The organism is Bradyrhizobium sp. GW821-FHT13H05 (assembly GCF_058804065.1).
Genome location: NZ_JBXAPO010000014.1, coordinates 1 through 20,185 on the forward strand (window position 1 = coordinate 1; position 20,185 = coordinate 20,185).

Annotated in this window: 20 protein-coding genes; 7 read left to right on the plus strand and 13 right to left on the minus strand. The window is 63.8% G+C overall.

Annotated features, from left to right (window positions below; genetic code table 11):
- Positions 1–103: 103 nt before the first annotated feature.
- The 5 genes from AC1RR3_RS30165 to AC1RR3_RS30185 form a co-directional block, all read right to left on the minus strand.
- Positions 104–1,504 carry an aspartate ammonia-lyase gene (locus AC1RR3_RS30165; RefSeq protein ID WP_492827511.1) on the minus strand — a complete coding sequence of 467 codons (1,401 nt, stop codon included), beginning with the start codon at positions 1,502–1,504 and terminating at the stop codon, positions 104–106.
- A gap of 34 nt (positions 1,505–1,538) precedes the next feature.
- Positions 1,539–2,078 carry a hypothetical protein gene (locus tag AC1RR3_RS30170; protein WP_492827513.1) on the minus strand — a complete coding sequence of 180 codons (540 nt, stop codon included), beginning with the start codon at positions 2,076–2,078 and terminating at the stop codon, positions 1,539–1,541.
- A 48-nt stretch (positions 2,079–2,126) separates the two neighbouring features.
- Complete coding sequence (locus AC1RR3_RS30175) at positions 2,127–2,729, minus strand: YqaA family protein (protein WP_492827515.1); 603 nt, start codon at positions 2,727–2,729, stop codon at positions 2,127–2,129.
- A gap of 36 nt (positions 2,730–2,765) precedes the next feature.
- Complete coding sequence (gene hisE / locus AC1RR3_RS30180; protein WP_492827517.1) at positions 2,766–3,170, minus strand: phosphoribosyl-ATP diphosphatase; 405 nt, start codon at positions 3,168–3,170, stop codon at positions 2,766–2,768.
- Positions 3,171–3,288: 118 nt separating this feature from the next.
- Positions 3,289–3,660, minus strand: a complete 372-nt coding sequence (locus tag AC1RR3_RS30185; RefSeq protein ID WP_211398966.1) for a hypothetical protein — start codon at positions 3,658–3,660, stop codon at positions 3,289–3,291.
- A 227-nt stretch (positions 3,661–3,887) separates the two neighbouring features.
- Here AC1RR3_RS30185 and AC1RR3_RS30190 point away from each other — a divergent pair, with 227 nt between their 5' ends.
- From AC1RR3_RS30190 to AC1RR3_RS30215, 6 genes are all read left to right on the plus strand, one after another.
- Positions 3,888–4,937 (plus strand): ABC transporter substrate-binding protein, encoded by a 1,050-nt coding sequence (locus tag AC1RR3_RS30190; protein WP_492827519.1) that lies wholly within the window; start codon positions 3,888–3,890, stop codon positions 4,935–4,937.
- Positions 4,938–5,029: 92 nt separating this feature from the next.
- The gene (locus tag AC1RR3_RS30195; RefSeq protein ID WP_492827521.1) at positions 5,030–6,826 is read left to right on the plus strand and encodes a glucan ABC transporter ATP-binding protein/ permease; all 1,797 of its coding nucleotides are present in this window, start codon (positions 5,030–5,032) and stop codon (positions 6,824–6,826) included.
- A gap of 190 nt (positions 6,827–7,016) precedes the next feature.
- Positions 7,017–8,453, plus strand: a complete 1,437-nt coding sequence (locus tag AC1RR3_RS30200; protein ID WP_492827523.1) for a D-alanyl-D-alanine carboxypeptidase family protein — start codon at positions 7,017–7,019, stop codon at positions 8,451–8,453.
- A 192-nt stretch (positions 8,454–8,645) separates the two neighbouring features.
- The gene (locus AC1RR3_RS30205; protein ID WP_492827525.1) at positions 8,646–10,331 is read left to right on the plus strand and encodes a long-chain fatty acid--CoA ligase; all 1,686 of its coding nucleotides are present in this window, start codon (positions 8,646–8,648) and stop codon (positions 10,329–10,331) included.
- A gap of 18 nt (positions 10,332–10,349) precedes the next feature.
- Entirely contained in the window at positions 10,350–10,904 is a 555-nt protein-coding gene (locus AC1RR3_RS30210) for a DUF924 family protein (protein ID WP_492827527.1), read from the plus strand.
- A gap of 108 nt (positions 10,905–11,012) precedes the next feature.
- Entirely contained in the window at positions 11,013–11,498 is a 486-nt protein-coding gene (locus AC1RR3_RS30215) for a peroxiredoxin (protein ID WP_492827529.1), read from the plus strand.
- Positions 11,499–11,652: 154 nt separating this feature from the next.
- Here the strand turns inward: AC1RR3_RS30215 and rnhA are convergent, their stop codons facing one another.
- The 3 genes from rnhA to ispH are packed head-to-tail and all read right to left on the minus strand — an operon-like array spanning position 11,653 to position 14,060.
- Positions 11,653–12,105 carry a ribonuclease HI gene (rnhA, locus tag AC1RR3_RS30220; protein WP_375312368.1) on the minus strand — a complete coding sequence of 151 codons (453 nt, stop codon included), beginning with the start codon at positions 12,103–12,105 and terminating at the stop codon, positions 11,653–11,655.
- Positions 12,102–13,085: a homoserine kinase gene (locus tag AC1RR3_RS30225; protein WP_492827531.1), complete on the minus strand. Its 984-nt coding sequence runs from the start codon at positions 13,083–13,085 to the stop codon at positions 12,102–12,104. Before AC1RR3_RS30225 ends, rnhA begins: the two co-directional genes overlap by 4 nt.
- 6 nt (positions 13,086–13,091) lie before the next feature.
- Positions 13,092–14,060 (minus strand): 4-hydroxy-3-methylbut-2-enyl diphosphate reductase, encoded by a 969-nt coding sequence (gene ispH, locus AC1RR3_RS30230; protein WP_492827533.1) that lies wholly within the window; start codon positions 14,058–14,060, stop codon positions 13,092–13,094.
- Between the two features lie 254 nt (positions 14,061–14,314).
- Here ispH and AC1RR3_RS30235 point away from each other — a divergent pair, with 254 nt between their 5' ends.
- Positions 14,315–15,007, plus strand: coding sequence for a DUF1013 domain-containing protein (locus AC1RR3_RS30235; protein ID WP_492827535.1), 693 nt, complete (start codon positions 14,315–14,317; stop codon positions 15,005–15,007).
- A 71-nt stretch (positions 15,008–15,078) separates the two neighbouring features.
- On the opposite strand, the gene AC1RR3_RS30240 is transcribed toward AC1RR3_RS30235, so the two are convergent.
- The 5 genes from AC1RR3_RS30240 to mddA all read right to left on the minus strand — a co-directional run bounded on the left by AC1RR3_RS30240 (position 15,079) and on the right by mddA (position 20,107).
- A complete protein-coding gene (locus tag AC1RR3_RS30240; protein WP_492827537.1) occupies positions 15,079–15,825 on the minus strand; it encodes an OmpW/AlkL family protein in 747 nt (248 codons plus the stop codon).
- A gap of 190 nt (positions 15,826–16,015) precedes the next feature.
- Positions 16,016–16,285: a hypothetical protein gene (locus AC1RR3_RS30245; RefSeq protein WP_492827539.1), complete on the minus strand. Its 270-nt coding sequence runs from the start codon at positions 16,283–16,285 to the stop codon at positions 16,016–16,018.
- A 226-nt stretch (positions 16,286–16,511) separates the two neighbouring features.
- Positions 16,512–18,422, minus strand: a complete 1,911-nt coding sequence (locus AC1RR3_RS30250; protein ID WP_492827541.1) for a propionyl-CoA synthetase — start codon at positions 18,420–18,422, stop codon at positions 16,512–16,514.
- 265 nt (positions 18,423–18,687) lie between these two features.
- Positions 18,688–19,110 (minus strand): GFA family protein, encoded by a 423-nt coding sequence (locus AC1RR3_RS30255; RefSeq protein WP_492827543.1) that lies wholly within the window; start codon positions 19,108–19,110, stop codon positions 18,688–18,690.
- Between the two features lie 208 nt (positions 19,111–19,318).
- Complete coding sequence (gene mddA, locus AC1RR3_RS30260; RefSeq protein WP_492827545.1) at positions 19,319–20,107, minus strand: methanethiol S-methyltransferase; 789 nt, start codon at positions 20,105–20,107, stop codon at positions 19,319–19,321.
- Between the last annotated feature and the right edge of the window lie 78 nt (positions 20,108–20,185).

Genomic DNA, 20,185 nt, shown 5'->3' on the forward strand with positions numbered 1-20,185 from the left:
AGTCTCCAAAAGATTTTGCCGCCGCCAAAACCGAAATCTCTCGATCAGCGAATTAGTGGACTTGCACAGCAATGACGTGGAGGGAGCGGCGGATGACCAGCGCCTACCCAATCAAATCCGGATTGATCAGCCGCTCGAACGAGAACATCTCGTCCCACTTCTCCTGCGTCAGCAGCTTGCGCTCGACCACGACGATCTGGTGCAGCGACTTGCCGCTCTTGTAGCCTTCGCGCGCGATCTCGGCGCATTGCTTGTAGCCGAGCAGCGGCTTCAGCACCGTGACGATGCCAAGCGAGTTCAGCACCATGTTGCGGGTGTGCTCCTCATTGGCGGTGATGCCGACGACGCAGTTCTCGCGCAGGCTGTTGACCGCGCGCTCCATGGTGCGGATCGAGAAGAACAGCGCGAACGAGATCACCGGCTCCATCACGTTGAGCTGGAGCTGGCCGGCGCTTGCTGCCAGCGTCACCGTGGTATCGAGCCCGATGACGAGGAAGCTTGTCTGGTTGACGACCTCGGGGATGACGGGGTTGACCTTGCCCGGCATGATCGAGGAGCCCGGCTGGAGTTGCGGCAGGTTGATCTCGTTGAAGCCGGCGCGCGGGCCTGAAGCCAGCAGGCGGATGTCGTTGCAGATTTTTGTCAACTTGCTCGCGGTGCGCTTCAGCACGCCCGAGAGCTGCACATAGGCGCCGGTGTCCGAGGTCGCCTCGACGAGATCGCCGGCGAGAATGAAGTCGACGCCGGTCAGCGCGCTCAAATGCCTGACAGCGAGCTTGGGATAACCGTGCGCCGCCGTGACGGAGGTGCCGATCGCGGTGGCGCCGAGATTGATCTCGCGCAGCAGCGCCCGTGCCTCGGAGATGCGATCGACCTCCTCGCCCATGGTGGTGCCCCAGCCGCGGAATTCGGCGCCGAGCGACATCGGCACGGCGTCCTGGAGATGCGTGCGGCCCATCTTCAGCACGCGATCGAACTCCCTGCCTTTGGCGAAAAACGCCTCCTGGAGCTGCCGCAGCGCCGTCATGTAGCTCTCGAGCCGCAGGATCAGCGCCAGCCGAAAGGCGGTTGGATAGGTGTCGTTGGTCGACTGGCCGTAGTTCACATGGTCGTTCGGGCTGACGTGCTGGTAGTCGCCCTTGTTGAAGCCGAGCGATTCCAGCGCGAGGTTGGCGATCACCTCGTTGGCGTTCATGTTGGTCGATGTGCCGGCGCCGCCCTGGATGAAATCGGTGACGAACTGGTCCATCATGTCGCCGGCGATGACGCGGTCGCAGCCGAGGATGATCGCGTCGGCCACCTTGGCGTCGATCGCACCGAGATCGCGGTTGGCCATCGCCGCGGCCTTCTTGACGTAACCCAGCGCCTTCACGAAGTAAGGCTCCTGGTTCATCGGAATGCCGGTGATGTGGAAGTTCTCCTTCCCGCGGATGGTCTGGACGCCGTAGTAAATATCGTCGGCGATCTCACGCTGTCCGAGGAAATCCTGCTCCGTACGGCTCATGGGCGCTCCTTGTTGCATGCGCGCAGGCTTCGCATCAGTTCTGGCACAGCGCGCTGGTCACGAAAGTATCGGTGCGGCAATCGTCCGGTTTGCGTTGCCTGCCCGGGATGAGAACCTTGGCCGAGCATTTCTCGGCGGAATCGGCGTTGAGGCTCTTGCCTTCCTTGTAGCCCTTGCCCTGGCAGAGCTGGTCGGCGGCCTGCTTGCAATCCGGCGCACCGTTCGACGAGACCGGGCAGGCCACGCGCCCCGAGACCATGGTCGAGGGCCTGGCCAGCCGCGACAGGTCGTTCATGGTCTCACCAGGGCTTTTGATCGGCGGCAGGATCGAGGGGAGCTTGTCGAACAGCTTGCCCATTTCGTTGATCAGCCCGGGATTTTCCTCCCGCGCCGGCGGCGCCGAAGGAGCTGGCGTCGAGGGCGGCGGCGCGGCCTGCGGCCCCTGCTCCTGCAAGCCGAGCGCGGGCGGCGCGGATTGCGACCAACCTGCCCCGCCGGCACCGAGCAGGAGCGAAAGCACCGCAAATGTCAGCGTCCCCAGTCGCTGGACCGGATTGCCGGATCGAACCATCATGACCGCAAGCGTAGCCGAAGCCGGCGCAGCGGCAAAGCGCCGCGCACCCTAGATCAGTTTGATTGCAATGATGAAGCCAAGCACCAGCACGGCAACGAAGATCGTGACCCACAACCCGAGACGCTCCTCGAGCTTATGCCGGATCCAGTCGCCATAGCGGTGGAAGACGATAGCCGCCAAGAAAAAACGCATGCCTCGCGCGATGAATGAGCACAACACAAACAGCCAAATATCGTAGCCAGCAAATCCTGAAGCGATGGTGACAAGCTTATAAGGGATTGGGGTGATACCCTTCCCTATGATGATCAGAGCGCCCCACTTGGCGTAAGACTCCCGAAACGCATCGATCTTGTCACTGAGCCCATACAGGTGGATCAGCCATTGGCCTACCGAATCGTAAAGCAACGCTCCGATGGCATAGCCGAGCAAGCCACCTGCCACGGAAGCTACCGTGCAAACTGCAGCAAAGAGCCAGGCGCGCTGCGGGCGCGCCAGCGTCATCGGGATCAGCATCACATCCGGCGGGACCGGAAAGAAGGAGCTTTCTGCGAAAGCCACGGCTCCCATGATCCAGAGCGCGTAAGGCTTGTGGGCGGCGTCGATGCACCAGTCGTAAATACGTTTCAGCATGGCGCCGCGATGAAGCACCATGGGACGGATTTGTCCATCGCGAGTTTTGTGACGCTTTTAGTGGCGCTTGCGCGCGGTGCGGCCTTCGAGCGCGACAATTGGCCGCCGCGCCGCCACGCGCGGTGACGCGACTTTGGGCAGCTTCATCCGCGACTTCGGCAGCTTCTCGGCGATGCCGAGCATATCTTCCCGCCGCGACATCTCGCGCCAGACATCCTCGGGGCGCACGCCGGCCGAGGCCCAGAGCACGGTGAGATTGTAGAGCAGGTCGGCGCTCTCCCGGATCACGGCATCGGTGTCGCCATTGACCGCATCGATGACGACTTCGATGGCCTCTTCGGCGAGCTTCTTTGCCATCTTGGAGGGACCGCGCTGAAACAGCCGGGCCGTACGCGATGTTGCCGGATCAAGATCTCTGGCCGCGAGCACAGCCAGATATAGCCGCTCAAGCGAATCACTCATGGTACTCAAAACTACTCTAAACCAATGGCGAGCGCGTTAACGCCCGGCAATAAAAGCAAAAAACAGGCCGGCGCGGCAAGTGCGACGGCCTGTTTTGGTCAACCTTTGGTAGCCAGGGTTAGTAGCAGTTGGTGTGATAGCCTTGGCCGCAGAGCTCGGACGGGGCCGTGCCGCCATAGCGCTGATACTGGTAGTTGGGGCCTGGCCCGTAATAGGGGCCGTTGCCGTAATAGGCCGGGCCGCTGTAATAGGCGGGACCGCCATAGTACGGACCGTCATCATAGGCGTAGGCGTTGCGGGTCGCGGCGATCGCAAGACCAGTGCCGACGATCCCGGCAAAGGCCGCAGCAGCCGCTGCACCGCCGCCACCGCCATGCCAGTGGCGACCGCCGGCATAGGAGGCGGTCGGGGCGACCGCGGTTAGCGCCACCACCGCGGCGGTGGCGAGAACGGCCTTACGGCCGGCAAATCTCGAAAATCTGTCAAACATGTCCTGGACCCTCCTTGGGACCTCGAATGGTGCCTGCAGACAGGCTCATGTCCTTCAAACACCCACGTCCCATGTTGGGTTCCCCAACCCCAACAGAAGCTGAACGGGGTTGCGTGATCATGCCGCAACCGCCGCTCATCCGCCGTTCATGTTGGCGCGCGCAGTCTCCCCGCCGGCCGGCGCTGCGAGCGTCACGAAACCACAACAATGCGGGACCGGCGCGACCGATGTCAGGCTTCAAGACGATCGCCCTTCGTGGCCTGCTGGCCGTTGCAATTTCGCTTGCCGCGTTGACTGCACGCGAGGCCATTGCGGCCGAGACGGCCGCGCCTTCCACTGCGATCCACTTCACCTTCGACCGTCCGATCGATGCGAGCATGGCGCCGTTCTTCCTTGCCGCAAAGGATGGCAGCTTCGGCACCGAGCGCCTCAACGTCTCGTTCAATAGCGCGGCCGGATCGCCCGAAGCGCTCGCGCGCGTCGCCAAGGGTGACAGCGAGCTCGCGCTCGTGGATATCAACGAGCTCATCCGCTTTCGCGACAAGGACGATGCGGCGCCGATCAAGGCTGTATTCGTGCTGTTCAACCGCGCGCCCTACGCGGTCGTCGCGCGCAGGAGCCGCGGCATCCACCTCCTGCCCGATCTCGACGGCAAGACCGTCGGCGTCGCCGACAGCGACCTGTCGATGCGGCTGTGGCCGGCGCTGGCGCAGCAGAACAACATCAACGCCTCGCGCGTAAAATTCCACAAGATGAGCGCGGCCGTGCGCGAGCCGATCCTGTCCGCTGGACAAGTCGATGCCGTCGCCGGCTTCAGCTATCTCTCCGCGGTGAACCTGCGCGACCGCGGCGTGCCCGGCGGCGATCTCGTCGTGCTGCGCTATGCCGACTATGGCTGCGAAGCCTATGGCTTTGCCGTCGTGGCCAACCCCGCCTTCGCCGCAGCCAAGCCGGATGCCGTGAAGGGATTCGTCCGCGCCTTGATCGCCGGCATCAACGCGGCAGTCAAGGACCCGGCGCGCGCGGCGAACGAGGCCGCAAGCCGCATCGAAGACGGCGATCGCGATCTCGAGCTGGAGCGTCTGCGCACCGTGCTGGTCGACAACATCCTGACCGACGAGGTCAGGCGCAACGGCCTCGGCGGCATTGAGCCTGGGCGCCTGGAGCGCTCGATCGACCAGATCGCGCAGGATTTCAAATTCCGCAAGAAGCCGGCAGCGGGTGATATCTTCGACGATCGGTTCCTGCCGCCGGTCGAGAGCCGGCTCATCAACTGAGCAAAACCGAAAGCTTCTGCTGTATCTCGCGGGCAATCCCTGCTTAGAATATTGGCTCACTTGTCCTCCACGAGCCTGAGTTCTTCGCCCGCATGTCTATCTTCAGCCTCTACACCCGCGTTCTCGAGCTGCTCGGCAAGGAGGCGCGCCTGGGCTGGCTGCTGGCGTTTGCCAATCTCCTGCTCGCGGCCTCGCAGTTCGCCGAACCCGTGCTGTTCGGCCGGATCGTCGACGTGCTCTCGGGCAAGACGGTGGCAGGCTCCAACTCGGCGTGGCCATTCCTGATCGCCTGGGTGGCGTTCGGGCTGTTCACCATCGGCTGTAGCGCACTCGTGGCCCTGCAGGCCGACCGGCTCTCCCACCGCCAGCGCCAGGCGGTGCTGACCAGCTATTTCGAGCACATCCTGCAACTGCCGCTGACCTTCCATTCCGGTACCCATTCGGGCCGGCTCATGAAGGTGATGCTCAACGGCACCGACGCGCTGTGGCGGCTCTGGCTGGGCTTCTTCCGCGAGCACTTTGCCGCGATCCTGTCGGTCGTGGTGCTGCTGCCGCTGTCGCTTTACCTGAACTGGCGGCTGGCGATCCTGCTGTTCGTGCTCTGCGTCGTCTTCACTGCGCTGACGACCTTCGTGGTGCGCAAGACCTTCGGCATGCAGATGGAGGTCGAGGAGCACTATAGCGAGCTCTCCGCGCGCGCCTCCGACGCGCTCGGCAACGTCGCGCTGGTGCAGAGCTTCGTGCGCGTCGAATCCGAGGTGAAGGGACTGCGCTCCGTCGCCGACGATCTGCTGGCCGCGCAGATGCCGGTGCTGTCCTGGTGGGCGCTTGTCACCGTGATCACGCGCGCCTCCACCACCATCACGGTGCTGGCGATCTTCTCGCTCGGCATCGCCCTGCACGACCAGGGGCTCACCTCGGTCGGCGAGATCGTGATGTTCGTGAGCTTCGCGACGATGCTGATCCAGAAGCTCGAGCAGGTCGTGAGCTTCATTAACAATGTGTTCATGGAAGCGCCGCGCCTGCGCGAGTTCTTCAACGTGCTCGACGCCGTGCCCGCAGTGCACGACCGTCCCGACGCGATCGATGCGGGGCGGCTCTCCGGCCTCGTCGAATTCAACGACGTCACCTTCTCCTATGACGGCAAGCGCCCGGCAATCGAAGACCTCTCCTTCACGGCGCTGCCCGGCCAGACCATCGCGCTGGTCGGCCCGACCGGCGCCGGCAAATCCACCGCGATCGCGCTGCTGCATCGCGCCTTCGACCCGCAATCCGGCTTCATCAGGATCGACGGTATGGACGTGCGTGGCGTCACGCTGACATCGCTGCGGCGGAACATCGGCGTCGTGTTCCAGGAAGCGCTGCTGTTCAACCGCTCGATCGCGGAGAATTTGCGCGTCGGCAAGCCGGACGCGACCGAAGCCGAGATGCGCAAGGCCGCGGAGCGTGCGCAGGCGCTGGAATTCATCGAGCGCAGCGGCGGCTTCGAGACCAACGCCGGCGAGCGCGGCCGCATGCTGTCCGGCGGCGAGCGGCAGCGCCTCTCGATCGCCCGCGCCCTGCTGAAGGACCCGCCGATCCTGATCCTGGACGAAGCCACCAGCGCGCTCGACGCCGTCACCGAGGCCAGGTTGAATGCCGCTCTCGACGAAGTGATGAAGGGCCGCACCACTTTCGTGATCGCCCACCGCCTCTCCACCATCCGCAACGCCACGCGGATCCTGGTGTTCGAGAATGGACGCGTGATCGAAACCGGAACTTTCGATGAACTCGTGGCCAAAGGCGGCCATTTTGCCGAGCTCGCCAAGGCTCAGTTCATGGTCCACGAGAACGCACGGGCCAGCGTGACGGCGGCTGAGGCTATCGCGACTGCGGCCAAATCCCCATAGCAAGTCCCCATGGGACCGTCGAAATTCGGCCTACTTCCTTGCGGAATACGCGGCCGAAACCCCTGTTCTCGACGCACGAGCCGGTATAGGTTTGCGGCGCCGCAAGCGGCGGCGCCGGATTTCAGAACCCGAAACTCAGATCACGAGAACCGTCCGTATCAGGCGGATCTCCAAGGACCGGAATCGGATAGTGCACGCTTCTCGCCCGCTGCTTCGTAAATCCCTGTTCAATCTGTTCGCTGCGACGCTCGCATGCGCGGCGCTGCTTGCGCCGCGCGCGGCGAGCGCCGAAGCGTTGCTGCTGATCGAAGCCGACAGCGGCAAGGTGTTACAGGCCGATAACGCGACCATCCCGTGGTATCCGGCCTCCGTCACCAAGATCATGACCGCCTATGTGACGCTGAAGGCGGTCAAGGACGGCAAGATCACGCTCGACACGCTGATCACGGTGTCGCCGACCGCTGCTTCGCAGTCGCCGTCGAAGATGGGGTTCCGTCCGGGAACACAGCTGACCGTCGACAACGCGCTGAAGATGATGATGGTCAAGTCGGCCAACGACATGGCCGTGGTGCTCGCCGAAGGCGTCGGCGGCTCGATCGACGGCTTCTCGGTGATGATGAACGACACCGCGAAGAAGCTCGGCATGACGCAGACGAGCTACGTCAATCCGAACGGTCTGCCCGCCGACGGCCAGATCACCTCCGCGCGCGACCTCGGCATTCTCGCGCGCTCGTTCCTGCGCGACCTGCCGGAATACGAATACTTCGTGCACATCCCGGCGATCCGCTTCGGCAAGCGCGTCACCGGCAATTTCAACAAGCTGATCGGCCGCTATCCCGGCGCCGACGGTTTCAAGACCGGCTTCATCTGCGCCTCCGGCTACAATCTCGTGGCGTCGGCGACGCGCAACGGCCGCCGGCTGATCGCGGTCGTGCTCGGCGCCAACTCCGGCACGGCGCGCGCGGTAAAGGCAGCGCAGCTGCTCGAGCGCGGCTTCAGCCAGGACAATCTGTCGTGGCTGCGCCCCTCGCTCGGCACCGTCGAAAATCTCGTGCCGGTCGACGCCTCGCCGCCGAACCTGCGCGACGAGATGTGCGGCGGCCATCGCAAGCGGCCGGCGAGCGACGACGACGATGCGCTGATCGCGGCCAATGGCGGCACATCCGGATCGGCCTCCGCCACCGGCGGCGAAGCTCAGGTCACCTTTTTTACCGCCGGCCTCCAGCCGCCGCTGATGAAGGCCTCCGAGCTGATGGCCTCGGCACCGGCCGCGGCCGAACCGGTGCTGGTCTATACCGGTCCGACCCGCTCCGGCACCGCCCTGATCGCGGCGGTCGCAGCCGATGCCGACCAGCAGGCCACGCCGAAGCCGCGTGGCAAGAAGTCGCGCGTCGCCAAGAAGCCTGACGCCGCCGACAAGCCGAAAGACGCGGGCACAAAGACGGCGGCAGCGAAACCGGAGCCGAAGGCCGACGTGAAGCCCGCGGCCAAGCCGGCCGGGGCCAAGCATGCCGCAGCCAAGCCCGATGCAGCGGCGAAACCGGCTGCAAGCACGGATCAGGCGGCGAAGCCGGCCAAGCCCAAGGCCGCGACCAAGCCAGCCGCCAAGCCGGCCAATAACAGTTAACGCCCCCCAGGAATTAAACCGCGGCCCGCACTTCGCACTTGCGGGAGCGCGGTTTGCGACGATTCCAGTAGCCACTTCCGGACCTTTGTCTTAAGCCTCGACAGCTTGCCACCTGTTCCGGCAGGCTCGATACTGCCGGCAATGAGGCAAGCCCGAGACACAACGGGCTCTGGTAACTGAGGGGAGTTTTCCATGGAGCGCATCTGGCTCAAGCAATATCCGCCCGGCGTGCCTGCTGACATCGAGCCGACCCAATACGCATCGCTGGTCGACCTCCTGGAGGAGAGCTTTACCAAGTTCGCCGACCGCAAGGCGTTCATCTGCATGGACAAGTCGATCAGCTATCGCGACCTCGACCAGATGTCGCTGGCGCTCGCTTCCTATTTGCAAGGGCGTGGCCTGCAACGCGGCGCGCGCGTCGCCATCATGATGCCGAACGTGCTGCAATATCCGGTCGCGACTGCCGCCGTGCTTCGCGCCGGTTTTGCCGTCGTCAACGTCAACCCGCTCTACACGCCGCGCGAGCTCGAGCATCAGCTCAAGGATTCCGGCGCCGAAGCCGTCATCGTGCTGGAGAATTTTGCCCACACCGTCGAGCAAGTGATCGCCAAGACGCCGGTGAAGCACGTCATCGTCGCCAGCATGGGCGACCTGCTCGGCTTCAAGGGCGTGATCGTCAATCTCGTCGTCCGCCGCGTCAAGAAGATGGTACCGGCCTGGTCACTTCCGGGCGCGGTGTCGTTCAACGACGCGCTCGCGGCCGGCCGCGGCCTGACCTTCAACAAGCCAAAGCTGTCGCCGGGCGACGTCGCCTTCCTGCAATATACCGGCGGCACCACCGGCGTCTCCAAGGGCGCTACCCTGCTCCACCGCAACATCGTCGCCAACGTCCTGCAGAACGATGCGTGGCTCCAGCCGGCGCTCGCGACGCCTCCGCATGTCGAGCAGCTGATGATCGTCTGCGCGCTGCCGCTCTATCACATCTTCGCACTGACGGCCTGCTACCTGCTCGCGGTGCGCGCCGGCGGCTGCAATCTCCTGATCCCCAATCCGCGCGACATCGCTGGCTTCGTCAAGGAGCTCGCAAAGTACCAGGTCAACAGCTTCCCGGCCGTCAACACGCTCTACAACGGGCTGATGCACCATCCCGATTTCAAGAAGCTCGACTTCTCCAAGCTGAAGATCTCCAACGGCGGCGGCATGGCCGTGCAGCGCCCGGTGGCCGAGCAGTGGAAGGCCGTGACCGGCTGCTTTATCGCCGAAGGCTACGGCCTGTCGGAGACCTCCCCAACCCTGACCTGCAATCCCGCGACCACGAACGATTTCTCCGGCTCGATCGGCATTCCCGTGCCGTCGACTTACATCTCGATCCGCGACGACGACGGCAACGAAGTCCCGCTCGGCCAGCCCGGCGAAATCTGCGCCAAGGGCCCGCAGGTGATGTCGGGCTATTGGAACAGGCCGGAAGAGACCGCCAAGGTGATGACGGCGGACGGCTATTTCCGCACCGGCGACATCGGCGTGATGGACGAGAAGGGCTACACCAAGATCGTCGACCGCAAGAAGGACATGATCCTGGTCTCCGGCTTCAATGTCTATCCGAACGAGATCGAGGAAGTGATCGCGAGCCATCCTGGCGTGCTCGAATGCGCCGTGATCGGCGTTCCCGACAGCGGGTCCGGCGAGGCGGTGAAGGCGTTCGTGGTGAAGAAGGACCCGAATGTCACGGCGGAGGACGTCATCAAGTTCTGCCGCGAGCAACTCACCGGCTACAAGGTACCCAAGCAGATCGAATTCCGCACAGATCTGCCCAAGACCAATGTCGGCAAGATCCTGCGCCGCGAGCTGCGCGACGAGAAGAAGGCCCAGGCGGCGTAAAGGCCGCCTCCCCAGTTCATGACTGAGATCGGCGACATCACGCCATCAGGCATTCTCGCCTTCTGGCGCGAAGCCGGCCGCGAGCACTGGTACAAGCGCGACGACGCTTTCGACGCGGAGGTCCGGCGTCGCTTTCTCGCGCTGTGGCAGACGGCGGCGGCCGGCGAGTTGGCGTCTTGGGAGGCAAGCGACGACGGCGCCCTCGCGCTGGTCATTTTGCTGGACCAGTTTCCCCGCAACATGTTTCGCGGCACGCCGCAGACCTTTGCCAGCGACGCGCTGGCGCGGGATGTCGCCCGCCGCGCCATCGAGCGGGGCACAGATCGCAGGATCGCTCCTCTCCTGCTCGAATTTCTCTATATGCCCTTCATGCATTCCGAGCATCTGCCGGATCAGCTGCACTGCGTCGCGCTGTTTCAGAACACCGACAATGCTGAAAATCTGAAATACGCCCGGGAGCATGCCGACATCATCGAGCGCTTCGGCCGCTTTCCTCACCGCAACCACGTCCTCGGACGTCCGACCACGGAGGAAGAGCAGGCCTTCCTCGACGGCGGCGGTTTTGCAGGCTGATGACATAACGGTGAAGGGCCGCCACCCACGCCGCCTTCTCCGCCGGCAATATTGTGCAGGCCCGCCGCCCGGTCTACAAAGCGGGACCGATTTTCAGGGAGACTGACGATGGCGATCCAGATTGGCGAGAAGCTGCCCGAGGCGAAATTCCGCGTGATGACGGCGGAAGGCCCCCAGGTGAAGACCACCGACGATATCTTCAAGGGCAAGAAAGTGGCGCTGTTCGCGGTGCCCGGCGCCTACACCGGCACCTGCCACAAGATGCATCTGCCGAGCATCTTCCTCAACGCCTACGCCATGAAGGACAAGGGCGTCGACACCATCGCGATCGTCTCCGTCAACGACGCCTTCGTCATGAACGCCTGGAAGCGCGACACTGACCAGCGCGACGAGGCGATCTTCCTCGCCGACGGCAACGCCGACTTCGCCAAGGCGATCGGCATGGAGCTCGACGCCTCCGGCAACGGCCTCGGCATCCGCTCCAAGCGCTATTCGATGCTGGTCGAGGACGGCGTGGTCAAGAAGCTGAACCTCGAAGCCATGCCCGGCAAGGTCGAGGTCTCCGGCGGCGATACGCTGCTCGGGCAGCTCTGAGCTTTAGCCCGGCTCTTAGCCACAAATGACACTGTCATGCCCCGCGAAAGCGGGGCATCCAGTATTCAAGAGACTTCGAGGTTCATAACGACTGCTGCGGCGTACTGGATCGCCCGGTCAAGCCGGGCGATGACAGTCGAAAATGGGGCGACGTCTACGTTTTCAGCCTCGCCATCGCGACGCCATCCCGCGCCAGTTGATCAGCACGCTCGTTCTCCGGATGGCCGGCATGGCCCTTGACCCAGTGCCAGCGGACCTCATGCGCCTTCAGCGCGGCGTCGAGCCGCTGCCATAGCTCGACATTCTTGACCGGCTTCTTGTCGGCGGTCCGCCAGCCGTTGCGCTTCCAGCCGTGGATCCACCCCGTGATGCCCTGCCGCACATACTGGCTGTCAGTGTAGAGATCGACCGTGCACGGCTTCTTCAGCGCTTCGAGCGCGGAGATCGCCGCCATCAATTCCATCTGGTTGTTGGTGGTGTGACGCTCGCCGCCGTTCAGCTCTTTTTCCTTGTCGCCGAACTTGAGGATCGCGCCCCAGCCGCCCGGCCCGGGGTTTCCCGAGCAGGCGCCGTCGGTATAGATCGTGACATTGGGAAGCTCGCTCACGCGACCAGTCCTGACGGCATCAGCCCGTAATCGCGCGCGCTGGAAACGCTCTGGTGGAAGCGCAGCTTGCGAAAATACTCCAGCGGGTCCTTCGGCTTGACCAGCGCGCCCGCGGGCACATTGAGCCAGTCGACCAGCCGCGTCAGCAGGAAACGGATCGCAGCGCCGCGCGCCAGCAGCGGCAGCGCGGCCTCTTCAGCTTCGGTCAGCTTTCGCACACGGCCATAAGCATTGAGGAAGGCGCGCGCCTTGGTGACGTTGAACGAGTGATCCGGCTCGAAGCACCAGGCGTTGAGGCAGATCGCGACGTCATAGGCCAGCATGTCGTTGCAGGCGAAGGTGAAGTCGATGATGCCAGAGAGCTTGTCGCCGAGGAAAAAAACATTGTCGTTGAAGAGATCGGCGTGGATCACGCCTTCGGGCAGGTTGGCTGGCCACAGGCCGCCCGAGAGATAGTCGAGCTCGGCCGCAAGGAACGCGCGCAGGCCCGGCTGGACCTCGTCGGCACGGGGTGCTGCCGCGTCGAACAGCGGCCGCCAGCCCGCAACCGAGAGCGCATTGGCACGCTTGATGGCAAAATTCGCGCCGGCCAGATGCATCCTGGCGAGCCCCTCCCCAACCCCGGCGCAATGGGTGGCGTTCGGCTTGCGCGGCCAGACGCCTTCGAGAAAGGTGATGATCGCGGCGGGGCGTCCCGACAGCTCGCGCAGCGCCTCGCCGTCTCGTCCCTTCACCGGCAGCGGGCAATTGATGCCATGCTCGGAAAGATGGGTCATCAGCGCGAGGAAGAACGGCAGATCGTTCTTCGCCACGCGCTTCTCGTAGAGCGTGAGGATGAACGAGCCTTTGCTGGTGTGCAGCAGGAAGTTGGTGTTTTCGACGCCCTCGGCGATGCCCTTGTAGGAGAGCAATTCGCCGAGATCGTATTGATTGAGAAAATCCGCAAGCTCGTCGGCGGCAACGTCGGTGTAGACCGCCATAAAGGTCTACTCGGCGGCGGCTTCAGGGCGCACCTGGCGCGGCAGCGGGAAGAACTCGTTCTCTTCCGCAGCCGAGACCGTCTCCACATGCAGCGTGAAGCGCTCGGCGAAGGCGTCCATGATCTCCTCGACGATCACTTCCGGCGCCGAGGCGCCCGCAGTGATGCCGAGGCTCGATATGTTGCTGAACCGCTCCCAGTCGAGGTCGGCGGCGCGCTGCGCCAGCACCGCGATCTTGCAGCCTTCGCGCTCGGCGACCTCGCGCAGGCGCTGCGAGTTCGACGAATTGGGGGCACCGACAACAATGAGCGCGTCCACCACCGGCGCCACCTTCTTCACCGCCAGCTGGCGGTTGGTGGTGGCGTAGCAGATGTCTTCCTTGTGCGGCCCGTTGATGTTCGGAAAGCGCTCCTTGAGCAGCGCCACGATCTCCGCGGTGTCGTCAATCGACAGCGTGGTCTGGGTCACGAAGGCGAGGTTGTTGGGGTCCTTCGGGGTGATGGTCTTGGCGTCCTCGGCGGTCTCGATCAGGGTCACGGCGCCGACGGGGAGCTGGCCGAGCGTGCCGACCACCTCGGGGTGATGGGAGTGGCCGATCAGGAAGATCTCACGGCCGCGCTTGAAGTGGATTGCGGCCTCACGGTGGACCTTGGTCACCAGCGGGCAGGTCGCATCCAGCGAGAACAGGTTGCGGGATGTGGCGTCGGCCGGGACCGATTTCGGTACGCCATGGGCCGAGAACACCACCGGCGCGGTGGTATTTTCCGGGATTTCAGCCAGCTCCTCGACGAAGATGGCGCCCTTCTTCTTCAACCCGTCGACGACATATTTATTGTGCACAATCTCATGGCGAACATAGACGGGAGCGCCGTATTTATCGAGCGCCCGTTCCACGGTGTCGATCGCCCGGACCACCCCGGCGCAGAAGCCGCGGGGAGAACAAAGCACGATCTTGAGGTCTGGTTTGGCTGACATTGAGCAATCTCGGGACCGAATCACCTCGCCAAATCGGCGGGAAGCGGTCGATGGATGGAATAGGGCCTGGGTACGGGCTTACAGGGACTTGAGAGGGAATTGGGCCCCCTTTCGGGCGCTGTCAAGGCACTATCTATAGCAGAACCATTGCGTGGCTACCCCCTCCGGGCTTATATAGCGCCAATTCCCTGTCATCGCTGATGACCACCGGTTTCGCCTCCTGAGGGGTGGGCGAAGCACAAAGGAGATTTGCCATGAGCAACGCACCTCTGATGCCCAAGGCGACCGCCGTCTGGCTGCTCGACAACACCGCGCTGACCTTCGACCAGGTCGCCGATTTCACCAAGATGCATCCCCTCGAGGTGCGCGCGATCGCCGACGGCGACGCCGCCCAGGGCATCAAGGGCATGGACCCCCTCTCCAACGGCCAGCTGACCCGCGAGGAGATCGAGAAGGGCGAGAAGAACCCGGACTACCGCCTCCGTCTCCAGGAGAGCAAGGTGGTGCTGCCGCCGCAGCCCAAGCGCAAGGGCCCGCGCTACACCCCGGTCTCGCGCCGCCACGAGCGCCCGAGCGCCATCCTCTGGCTGCTGCGCAGTCATCCGGAGCTCAAGGACGCCCAGGTCATGCGTCTGGTCGGCACCACCAAGAGCACGATCGCCAGCGTCCGCGACCGCACCCACTGGAACACCTCCCAGCTGACCCCGATCGACCCCGTCACCCTCGGTCTCTGCTCGCAGATCGAACTCGATTTCGAAGTGGCGCGCGCGGCCAAGGAAAAGCCGATCGACGCAGCCTATGGCGGCGCCACCCTGCTGCCGGCCTCCGAGACCACCAAGAAGGACGAGTACGAGCCGGCCGAGCGTTCCAGCGACGACCTCAACGTCGACGCCGTCTTCGCCAAGCTCAAGACGCTCGGCGGCAAGAAGCAGGACGACGAGGAGTAAGGCTCCGCTCTCCGTTCGTCATCGAACGCAATCAAAACGCGGCAGGGAAACCTGCCGCGTTTTTGCTTGGGTCAGAACTTGTACGTGACGCCGCCGCCGACCAGCCACGGATCGATATGTGCGGTGCCGGTGACCGGCAGGCCGCTGACGGTCGCGCTGTAATCGGGGCGCAGCCAGAGCTTCTTGACGTCGACGTTGAGACCCCAGTGCCGATCGAGCATGTAGTCGAAGCCGAACTGCACGGCGCCGCCCCAAGCGTTGCTGACGTGCAGGCTGGTGGTGGTGGCGACGATCGCGGGCGGGCCGACGATGGCGGCCGGTGCATTCGCCGCGGAATTGCTGAAGAACATTGTGTAGTTCACGCCAGCGCCGACATACGGCTTGAACGCGCCGAAATTGTCGAAGTGATATTGCAGCGTCAGCGTCGGCGGCAGCAGCGTGGTCTTGCCGATCGGCAGGTTCGCGAGCGAGCCGGTGCCGCTGATTGAATGCCTGGTCACGCCGAGGATCAGCTCGGCCGCGATGTTCTTCGTGAAGAAGTAGCTGATGTCGAGCTCTGGCACGACCTGGTCGCTGATCGACAGGCCTGAGTTCGGCGACGACAGCGAGGGCACGCCCGCGACATTGACGGTGGAGCCGCCGGCATCCGGCAACACGCCGAGCACGCGCAGACGCACCATCCACGGATTGAAGGCCTCTGCCGGCGGCGGCGCCTTCTTGTAAACAGGCAAGTCGGCGGCCTGCACTGATGCAAGAGTTCCCGCGAGCATCGCGCCAAACGTCGCAAGCCGCGCCAAGTTTCTTATCGTTCCGTCCATGTCATTCCCCTTCAGCCATAGGCGCGCTTCGTTGCGCGACATCCGCGTCAGAGCAGAAAGGGGATGGCGAAGGATTTGATGCCGATCAAATCAGGACAAACGCGACACGATTCGGCCGCGGCGTTGCAGATGTGTCACGACGAATGCAGATGCAAGAGAACGGTGCAGCAGGATAATGCCGCACATCGCATCAGGGCCGATCGGGATGGTTCAGCATGTACTCGCCGAGGTCGCGTTGACGGCGGTCGGAGCGCGCGGTGGCTGCGTTGCGCTGGACGTCGCGGTCCTTGCGGCAGGCCACGTATTCCGGCGAGCCCTGCGCATAGCCGCGGCTCTGGCACACCGCATCGTCATCGTCACCGCCCATCGCCACCGGCGTCTGGTAGCGCGCGGAGCAGGCGGAGAGAGCGGTGGCGAGGGCTACAGCTGCAAGCAGGCGCGGCACGGTGGCGAGTGGCATACGAGGTCCCCTTCTGGCCGGCCCTGTTTAACGCGGAATGAGGAGATTGTAAGTCCCCGGCGCCCGTTCCCGCTCGCTGTCACTCCCCGCGAAAGCGGGGAATCCAGTACGCTGCGGCCTCTCGATTCTAGCATCGCAGTCGCTGGAATACTGGATCGCCCCCTGCGCGGGCGATGACAGCGGAAGGTGGTGAAGCAGCGTCACCCCTGCAGGCCCATCTGCCGCCTTACACCCTCCCCTTCAGCGCCTCGCCGATCTCGTCCAGCACCTTGGGATCCTCGATCGTCGCCGGCATGGTCCAGGATTCGCCGTCGGCGATCTTCTTGATGGTGCCGCGCAGGATCTTGCCGGAGCGTGTCTTGGGCAGGCGGCCGACGGTGATGGCGAGCTTGAAGGCGGCGACCGGGCCGAGCTTGTCGCGAACCAGCGCGATGATCTCCTTTTCGATCTCGGCAGGCGCCCGCTTCACGCCAGCCTTGAGCACCAGGAAACCGCAGGGTACCTCGCCCTTGATGGCGTCCTTGACACCGAGCACCGCGCATTCGGCGACATCGGGATGCGAGGCCAGAATCTCCTCCATGCCGCCGGTCGAGAGCCGATGGCCGGCCACATTGATGATGTCATCGGTGCGGCCCATGACGAAGACATAGCCATCCTCGTCCTTGTAGCCGGCGTCCGAGGTTTTGTAATAGCCGGGGAATTCGCTCAAATAAGCTTCCTTGAAGCGCTCGTCCTGATTCCACAGCGTCGGCAGGCAGCCGGGTGGCATCGGCAGCTTGATGACGATCGAGCCCATGGTGTTGGAACCAACGGGCTTGGTCGCTTCATCCACCACGTCGACCTGGTAGCCCGGCATCGGCACTGTCGGCGAGCCGTGCTTCACCGGCAGCATGCCGAGGCCGACCGGATTGCCGGCGATGCACCAGCCGGTTTCGGTCTGCCACCAATGGTCGATCACCGGCACCTTCAACTGTTGCTCCGCCCATTCCACCGTCGGCGGATCGGCGCGCTCGCCGGCGAGGAACAGCGTACGCAATTTCGAGAGATCATATTGCCGGATGAACTTACCTTCCGGATCCTCTTTCCGGATCGCGCGGAACGCCGTCGGCGCGGTGAACAGCGCCACCGCCTTATGCTCGGAGATCACGCGCCAGAACGCACCGGCATCCGGCGTGCCGACCGGCTTGCCTTCATACATGATCGAGGTCGCGCCGTGCAGCAGCGGGCCGTAGATGATGTAGCTGTGGCCGACCACCCAACCGATATCGGAGCCGCACCACCAGACCTCGCCCGGCTTGACGCCATAGAGGTTGAACATCGACCATTTCACCGCGACCAGGTGCCCGCCATTGTCGCGCACGACACCCTTGGGAACGCCCGTGGTGCCCGAGGTGTAGAGGATGTAGAGCGGATCGGTGGCAGCGACGGGCACGCAAGGTGCCTTCTTGCCATCGTTCATCGCCTTGCGGCGCAGGCTCGCCCAATCATAGTCGCGGCTAGGCGTGAGGTCGCAGATGAGCTGCGGTCGTTGCAGCACGATGCAGGCCCTCGGCTTGCTGCCCGCAAGCCTGATCGCCTCGTCGAGCAGCGGCTTGTACTGCACGATGCGGCCGGGCTCGATGCCGCAGCTTGCGGACAGAATGAGCTTTGGCTGCGCATCGTCGATGCGGGTGGCGAGCTCCTTCGCCGCAAAGCCGCCGAACACCACCGAGTGCACCGCGCCGATACGCGCGCAGGCGAGCATCGCGACCACAGCCTCCGGCACCATCGGCATATAGAGGATGACGCGGTCGCCCTTGGCGATACCAAAATCCTGCATGATGGCGGCGAGTGCCTGCACCTCATGCAATAGCTCGGCATAGGTGAATTTGGTGATCGAGTTGGTCAGCGGCGAATCATGGATCAGCGCGACCTGGTCGGCGCGGCCGCGTTCGACATGGCGGTCGAGCGCGTTGTAGCAGGTGTTGACGACGCCGCCCGTGAACCAGCGCCCGTAAACACCCTGCGAGGGATCAAATATCTTTTTCGGCGGCTCGATCCAGTCGATCTCCCTGGCCGCCTCTGCCCAGAAGCTTACAGGATCGGCCAGCGAGCGCGCATGGACCTCATGATAGAGACTCTTGCCCTGGACGTTCATTCCCGCGCTCCCGTTCCCTTTATTTGCCTGGCCTTGACCTGACCGACAGGACGAGCGTCCCGCCATGACAGGGATCAAGGACCGGCCTTGCTTGAGGGGTATTTTCCCGGGAACGGGGCGCTGTTCAAGCTGAAAAGAACGTATTCTCCCCCCGTGCTTACGGGGCCGCGACGCGCCGGCGCCGAGACGGAGGCCCCCTCACCCGGAATCCGCGCTTCGCGCGCATTCCGGCCTCTCCCCGCACGCGGGAGAGGCGAAGAGAACCCTACTCCTGCATCATCTCGCCGCTGCCGCCGAACTCGGCCGGGAAATCCTTCAGCTTGGGCAGCCCGTCGCGCATCGGCAACACCGTCTCGGAATAATTGACGTGGACGCCAGGCGTGAAGGCGAGCGTGGGGATGGTGGCGGTGAAGACGTCGATCAAGCCGAGCGGCGGGTGATTGGTCATGAGATGACCGCCGCACTTCCCGCAATATTTGCGCTGGCTGAGCGGCGTCTTGGCGAAGGTCTCGACATGCTGCGCACCTTCGGTGATGCGCACCGCTTCCGGCTTCCACAGGCTGAACGCGTTCACCGGCCCGCCGGACCACGAGCGGCAGGAACGGCAATGGCAATAGCCCATCGCCTCTGGCGCGCCCGTGACCTCGATCGTGACAGCGCCACAGAAGCAATTTCCGACATGTTTCATTGGATCGTCTCCGTTGATGAAGGTTTTGAATTCCTCTCCCCGCTCCTGTTTGCCGATAAATCGGCAAATGCGGATGCGGGGAGAGGCGTCGGAGTGAGGGGGAATCACCCCGAGGAACGCTGGAGGCTGGAGTCCGGCAAGGTCCGTTACGCGCTTCGGTTCCGTCGCGCGTCCTCCTTTCGGCGGACGCGACGGAACGACGCGGCCGCTATACAGACCGGCGCCAGGGAATAAGCATCGACACGCGTTGTTTGTACTGCCGGTATTCGTCGCCGAAGAGATCGACGAGGTCGCGCTCCTCCAGCGCGATGCCGACGAAGATGTAGAGCGTGGTCACGGCCGCGAACAACAGATGTCCCGCCGTCATGACCGGCGCCGCCCAGAACGCGACGATGAAGCCGAGATAGATGGGATGGCGGACGAACTTGTAGAACAGCGGCGTCTTGAAACGCGCAGGCACCGCTTCCTTGCCGACGAGATGATTGGTCACCTGATGCAGTCCGAACAACTCGAAATGATTGATGATGAAGGTCGAGGTGAAAACTAGCACCCAGCCTGCGAAGGACAGCGTGACCAGCGTCACGGCAAGATCCGGGTTCTCGACCTCCCATATGACCGTCGGCAGCGGACGCCACTGCCAGAACAGGAGCAGCAATGACAGACTCGCGAACAGCACGTAGGTGCTACGCTCGACCGGCTTCGGGACGAACTGCGTCCACCACGCCTTGAAGCGCTGGCGCGCCATCACGCTGTGCTGAACGGCAAACAGCGCCATCAGCAGCAGATTGATGATGACGGCCTCGGCCGTCGGCGTGTCGGTTCCGGTGTCGATGGTCTTCGGCACCACCAGCCCCATCACGAAGCCGATGGCATAGAGAATGGTGACGAAAAACACGAGATACGCCGCAATTCCGTACAGAAAGGCGATGAACTTGAAAATGCGAGAGCCCGCAACCTCCGGGCCGATCGAATGAACATGGTGATCAATCTGGGACATGGAAAACTCCGTTGTGCCGAGGCATCGACACTGTTTGGTCCTCCCACCATGCCGGATCGGCTCCCCCCTGACTTTCGC

Bases quoted from the DNA above. Each gene is read 5' to 3' on its own strand.
- AC1RR3_RS30165 (WP_492827511.1), bottom strand. From the start codon at position 1,504: ATGAGCCGTACGGAGCAGGATTTCCTCGGACAGCGTGAGATCGCCGAC.
- AC1RR3_RS30170 (WP_492827513.1), bottom strand. From the start codon at position 2,078: ATGATGGTTCGATCCGGCAATCCGGTCCAGCGACTGGGGACGCTGACA.
- AC1RR3_RS30175 (WP_492827515.1), bottom strand. From the start codon at position 2,729: ATGGTGCTTCATCGCGGCGCCATGCTGAAACGTATTTACGACTGGTGC.
- hisE (WP_492827517.1), bottom strand. From the start codon at position 3,170: ATGAGTGATTCGCTTGAGCGGCTATATCTGGCTGTGCTCGCGGCCAGA.
- AC1RR3_RS30185 (WP_211398966.1), bottom strand. From the start codon at position 3,660: ATGTTTGACAGATTTTCGAGATTTGCCGGCCGTAAGGCCGTTCTCGCC.
- AC1RR3_RS30190 (WP_492827519.1), top strand. From the start codon at position 3,888: ATGTCAGGCTTCAAGACGATCGCCCTTCGTGGCCTGCTGGCCGTTGCA.
- AC1RR3_RS30195 (WP_492827521.1), top strand. From the start codon at position 5,030: ATGTCTATCTTCAGCCTCTACACCCGCGTTCTCGAGCTGCTCGGCAAG.
- AC1RR3_RS30205 (WP_492827525.1), top strand. From the start codon at position 8,646: ATGGAGCGCATCTGGCTCAAGCAATATCCGCCCGGCGTGCCTGCTGAC.
- AC1RR3_RS30210 (WP_492827527.1), top strand. From the start codon at position 10,350: ATGACTGAGATCGGCGACATCACGCCATCAGGCATTCTCGCCTTCTGG.
- AC1RR3_RS30215 (WP_492827529.1), top strand. From the start codon at position 11,013: ATGGCGATCCAGATTGGCGAGAAGCTGCCCGAGGCGAAATTCCGCGTG.
- AC1RR3_RS30225 (WP_492827531.1), bottom strand. From the start codon at position 13,085: ATGGCGGTCTACACCGACGTTGCCGCCGACGAGCTTGCGGATTTTCTC.
- ispH (WP_492827533.1), bottom strand. From the start codon at position 14,060: ATGTCAGCCAAACCAGACCTCAAGATCGTGCTTTGTTCTCCCCGCGGC.
- AC1RR3_RS30235 (WP_492827535.1), top strand. From the start codon at position 14,315: ATGAGCAACGCACCTCTGATGCCCAAGGCGACCGCCGTCTGGCTGCTC.
- AC1RR3_RS30240 (WP_492827537.1), bottom strand. From the start codon at position 15,825: ATGGACGGAACGATAAGAAACTTGGCGCGGCTTGCGACGTTTGGCGCG.
- AC1RR3_RS30245 (WP_492827539.1), bottom strand. From the start codon at position 16,285: ATGCCACTCGCCACCGTGCCGCGCCTGCTTGCAGCTGTAGCCCTCGCC.
- AC1RR3_RS30250 (WP_492827541.1), bottom strand. From the start codon at position 18,422: ATGAACGTCCAGGGCAAGAGTCTCTATCATGAGGTCCATGCGCGCTCG.
- AC1RR3_RS30255 (WP_492827543.1), bottom strand. From the start codon at position 19,110: ATGAAACATGTCGGAAATTGCTTCTGTGGCGCTGTCACGATCGAGGTC.
- mddA (WP_492827545.1), bottom strand. From the start codon at position 20,107: ATGTCCCAGATTGATCACCATGTTCATTCGATCGGCCCGGAGGTTGCG.